Below are 4,678 nucleotides of genomic sequence, written 5' to 3' on the forward strand. Positions count from 1 at the left end.
TTGTTGGAGCCCAGACCCGACAGGTTTTGGAAACCTGTCGGGTCTCTTGCCTACCCAAGACTCGTTTGACGAGGGGTTTTTGTTTATACAGTACTACGGTATGGAGATTTCTCGACTCTCCGCCAGCCGGCGGATCGTTCGAAATTATTACAGCGCTGTAGGCGCTGAAAATCAATAGCCCGGGGTTTCAACCCCGGGAATACAGGTAAATCAATAATTCCCCGCCGAACAGAGGGAATGGTTTGGAATGCTTTAAATGATTGAGGCGGTTTTTACAGTGAGCAGTGGCAACAGTAATCAGTAATCAGTTTGTTATAACACGGAAAAATAGGTCAATAAAATTCGTCTGACGGACTCGAGCCGTCTGACGAGAGCTTTGTACATCTCACCGTATAGAATGCCCTGTATTGTTGGAGGCCGGACCCGACAGGTTTTGGAAACCTGTCGGGTCTTAATTAATATGGATAAACTCAAATAGATGGACAGGACTGATTTTTACGATAAAGTGTATGAAATTGTCATGCAGATTCCCGCAGGAAAGGTAACTACGTACGGAGCCATTGCGGGGTGTATCGGTGTGAAATCCGGAGCCCGTATGGTTGGGTATGCCCTCAATAATTTAGCAGGTCAATCTGATGGAGAATCCGTTCCGGCTCACCGTGTGGTCAATCGACTGGGACAGTTAACCGGTCGGGCATATTTTGAAGGAGATGTGATGAAGGAGAGGCTTGAACAGGAGGGTGTGGAGTTTAAAGAGGAGTATACAGTTCATATCGAAAAACATTTTTGGGATCCTGCCGAGAATATTGGTGGGTGAAATGGGTAACGAGACCTTATATGTTGAATTTAAAGTTAGAAAAGCTTACCTGACGAAGTGAGGAGGTTCAGACCTTGGTACCTGGATACCGCCTGTCAGTATCTCCTCTTCGTTAGGTAGAGTTTGTGGTACAACCTGGTGCCAGACACCGCATACCGATAAGGATGAACGGAGCCTAACTTTTACTTTAACACATAAGATACCCAAAAAAGGAGCAACAGATGAACAGTGGATATGTCGGAATTGATGTTAGTAAAGGGTATAGTGATTTTGTTCTGTTGAACGGGAAGTTTGAGCCGGTGGTCAAGCCGGTTCAGTTTGACGATACTCGAGATGGCCACCATCGGTTAACCCGGTGGCTGAAGCGATGCATGGACCGCTATGGGTTTGAACGGTTGTATGCCGGGGTGGAGAGCACGGGTGGATTTGAAGACAATTGGTACAGCTTACTGATTGACCTCGGCAAGGAGCTGCCTGTGCACGTGGCCCGGCTGAATCCATTAACGGTAAAGAATGCGGCCAAAGCAAGCCTGTCGGTTCAAGCCACCGACGCGTTGAGTGCAGCCCATATTGCCCGCTATATGATTCGCTACAGCGATGAGATTTCCTGGGACACCCTGCAGACCCGCTACCGATCATATCGAAGTTTTGACGGGCACATTCGCCTGCTGGTGCGCCAGCGCAGTCAGTTGATTGCTCAGTTCAAGCAGTTGCTCTATAGCTGTTTCCCGGAGTTGCAGCGGTTTTGCAAGCATGGGGTGCCCAATTGGGTACTGGAACTGCTAAAAGCCTATTCCACCCCGCAGAAACTGGCTCGCGCGCATATAAAGACGCTGACAAAAATTCCTTTTATCACCGAACAAAAAGCCCGGCTGTTGATTGACAATGCCAAACGCAGTGTTGCCGGCAGGGGCCACTCCATCGATGGGGTATTAATCGCTTCGATGGCCGGTCAGATTCAGCAGAGCCAGCAGCATATTACGGCCCTGAAGAAGACGCTTGCCACCGAGTGCTGGGGAATGCACGTGGATCTGCTGCAAACGATTCCGGGCATTGGCACCTATAGTGCAGCCAGTCTGATGACACAAATCGAGGATATTCGGCGTTTTGCCAGCCCCTCAAAGCTGTGTGGGTATTTTGGCGTGTATCCGGCCATGAAAGAAAGTGGGGACAAACAACCCGTTGTGCGCATGAGTAAAAAAGGTCGTGCGGCGATACGTGCAACCCTGTACCTATGTGCCAACAGCGCGATATTGAAAGATACTCACCTGAAGAGTATCTATCACAAACATCGAAAAAAAGGAAAGAGCCATAAACAAGCCCTTGGCGTGGTGATGCACAAGTTGCTTCGCATCATTTGGGGAGTGCTCAGCAGTGGCAGCGCCTATAATCCAAAAATTGATCAAACCAACCAGCAAAAGTCTGTGGTTGTTGGCTCAGATAACCAACAAAAAGAGTTGCGTTCAAAACGAAGAGAACAGCCTTTTGACGCGCTGGCTCCAATTAGCCGAATCGCAACGAAAAAAAGAAAGGCGTTCCAATTGTCCCAAGACAGCAAAGCTGGTCATGTACGGGATCACAAGGAACGCCCTATAAACAAACATACAAAAATGTTTGAAAATACACTTGAAAATTAACGGTACAACTGACAGGTCTGATGACAAAAATCCGTGCTTCTGATTTGGTAGAAAAAATGCTTATTTTTCCAAGCTTAATAGTAATCTGAATTGTTTGAACTTGGTACCAAATGCCAACCTGGACATTACATACTGAATTTAAATTTGACGCTGCCCATTTTATCGACGGTTATGACGGAAAGTGCGGCAGAATGCACGGGCATACCTACAAAGTGCATATAGCGGCAAAATCACACGAACTGAACCCGTCCAAATACCTGAAAACACCCGACATGGTGTGTGATTTCAAAGAGTTGAAGTGGGCGGCCTCCGACTCTCAAAAGGGTGGACTGGATCACTCCGTACTGAATGAGGAGATTCCCGTGGCCACCACGGCTGAGCGTATTGCGGAGTATATCCATCAAGAGACTAAAAAGCGAATTCCCGGAAATATAGAGCTCACAGTCACCGTTTGGGAAACGGACACCAGCTGGGTTGAATACACCGATAAAGATGTTTAAAACAGAAGATTTGCCAAATATCAAAACAGACTCCCACTCCATGGATGAGATTGAATATCCGCTGATGGAGGATTTTTACACCATTCAGGGGGAAGGTTCACACACCGGCCGGCCCGCTTACTTTATTCGTACGGCCGGCTGCGATGTAAACTGCTGGTGGTGCGATGTGAAGGATAGCTGGGATGAGGAGAAGCACCCGCGCGTGAAAACCGGTGAAATCGTACAAAGAGCCAAAGCGAGCGGCGCAGAATTTGCCGTGATCACGGGAGGTGAACCATTGCTTCACGATCTGGAAGCTCTGACCGTACGACTGAAACAGGCCGGCATGCAAACACACATTGAGACCAGCGGCTCATCCCCGCTGTCGGGACAGCTCGACTGGATCACTCTCTCTCCCAAACGATTCAAAAAACCGCTGGATGAAGTCTTTCCCTATGTGGATGAATTAAAGGTGGTTGTTCTCACCAATAAGGATTTGATTTGGGCTGAAGAGAATGCCAAAAAGTGCCCGTCCAATACACAACTTCTGCTTCAACCCGAGTGGGATACGCCTAAATCCATTCCACTGATCGTGGATTATGTGAAAAATAATCCGCAGTGGGGAATTAGTTTGCAGACACATAAGTTCATAGACGTACCCTAACAGCACTGCAGACAATCTATTCTACAACTATTTAACATGACTTACGAAGAATCATCTGTTCTAATTACCGGTGCGAGTCAGGGAATCGGAAGAAGTATATCCATCGCATTTGCGGCTGCACTTGACCGTCCGATTTTGCTACTGGCCCGAAACCGCGAAAACCTTCTTACAACCCAAAAACTGTGCGAAGAGGCGGGAGCCACGCAGGTGGCCATTCTGGCCTGTGACGCAACAGATGAGGAGCAGACTCAAATGCTCCGGATACCTGAAGGATTTCCGCACCCGGGCACCATCATCAACAATGCCGGAAGTTTTCTCTTCAGGAAAGTAACGGAGACCTCTAATTCGGATTTTCAGCAGCAGATTGACATCAATCTTTTCACTGCCGTAAATGTGATCAATCGGTTTCTTCCCGGATTGAGGGAGATGGACCGGGCACTGATTATCAATATCTGCTCGGTGGGCTCCATTCGGGGTCTGGCAGACAGCGGAGCTTATGCCTCGGCAAAACATGCTCTGCTGGGTTATACCCGGTCGCTGAGGGATGAGCTGCAGAATACCGATATCGGCGTCTCGGCAATCAACCTGGGGCAGACTCATTCTCCCTCGTGGGATGAATCGACGATGAGCCCTGAAAAGCTTGTGAACCCGACAGACGTAGCGAAAATATTGGTCACCCTTGCCACGCTCTCTCCGCGGTCTCTGGTGGAAGAGATCGTTATTCAGCCGCAGCACGGAAGGGTGGATCCGATGTAAGAAATTTATTTGGGGAAATAGAAATAATTTGGAACAAAGTTGTCCCGGTTTTGTATGAATGAATTGTAATATCTACCCTGGTATTACATGAGTACCCCGAATAATAAGCCAACGTAGATAAAGAGCCCTGGTTGATAGCCCGGGCTCTCTTTTTTTGTTGCAAATCCATACCGTACACCGTATTTCGTACTATGGTATGGAGATTTCTCGACTCTCCGCCGGCCGGCGGATTGTTCGAAATGACAGGGTGTGGTGTTGCACAGATCTCATTTCAAACGGTATTCTATGTTACTTTTGGCTTGTTCCGTCGGGAGCCGGACAGGCT

The 4,678-nt window shown here is 48.2% G+C and carries 5 protein-coding genes; all 5 read left to right on the forward strand.

The window, feature by feature from the left end; translation table 11 throughout:
* The first annotated feature begins 478 nt into the window (after positions 1–478).
* Entirely contained in the window at positions 479–817 is a 339-nt protein-coding gene (locus tag BG260_RS13685) for an MGMT family protein (RefSeq protein WP_069133519.1), read from the forward strand.
* A gap of 221 nt (positions 818–1,038) precedes the next feature.
* A complete protein-coding gene (locus tag BG260_RS13690) occupies positions 1,039–2,454 on the forward strand; it encodes an IS110 family RNA-guided transposase (RefSeq protein ID WP_069133520.1) in 1,416 nt (471 codons plus the stop codon).
* 110 nt (positions 2,455–2,564) lie between these two features.
* On the forward strand, positions 2,565–2,954 hold the full coding sequence (locus tag BG260_RS13695) for a 6-pyruvoyl trahydropterin synthase family protein (protein ID WP_069133521.1): 390 nt from the start codon (positions 2,565–2,567) through the stop codon (positions 2,952–2,954).
* A complete protein-coding gene (locus BG260_RS13700; RefSeq protein ID WP_069133522.1) occupies positions 2,947–3,597 on the forward strand; it encodes a 7-carboxy-7-deazaguanine synthase QueE in 651 nt (216 codons plus the stop codon). The genes BG260_RS13695 and BG260_RS13700 overlap by 8 nt, the downstream gene beginning before the upstream one ends.
* A gap of 36 nt (positions 3,598–3,633) precedes the next feature.
* Entirely contained in the window at positions 3,634–4,353 is a 720-nt protein-coding gene (locus tag BG260_RS13705) for an SDR family NAD(P)-dependent oxidoreductase (protein ID WP_069133523.1), read from the forward strand.
* Positions 4,354–4,678: the final 325 nt, after the last annotated feature.

Source organism: Rhodohalobacter halophilus (genome assembly GCF_001715195.1).
GTDB classification, from domain to species: Bacteria; Bacteroidota; Rhodothermia; order Balneolales; family Balneolaceae; genus Rhodohalobacter; species Rhodohalobacter halophilus.

Coding starts and splice junctions, on each gene's coding strand:
- BG260_RS13685 (WP_069133519.1), top strand. CDS start 479: ATGGACAGGACTGATTTTTACGATAAAGTGTATGAAATTGTCATGCAG.
- BG260_RS13700 (WP_069133522.1), top strand. CDS start 2,947: ATGTTTAAAACAGAAGATTTGCCAAATATCAAAACAGACTCCCACTCC.
- BG260_RS13695 (WP_069133521.1), top strand. CDS start 2,565: ATGCCAACCTGGACATTACATACTGAATTTAAATTTGACGCTGCCCAT.
- BG260_RS13690 (WP_069133520.1), top strand. CDS start 1,039: ATGAACAGTGGATATGTCGGAATTGATGTTAGTAAAGGGTATAGTGAT.
- BG260_RS13705 (WP_069133523.1), top strand. CDS start 3,634: ATGACTTACGAAGAATCATCTGTTCTAATTACCGGTGCGAGTCAGGGA.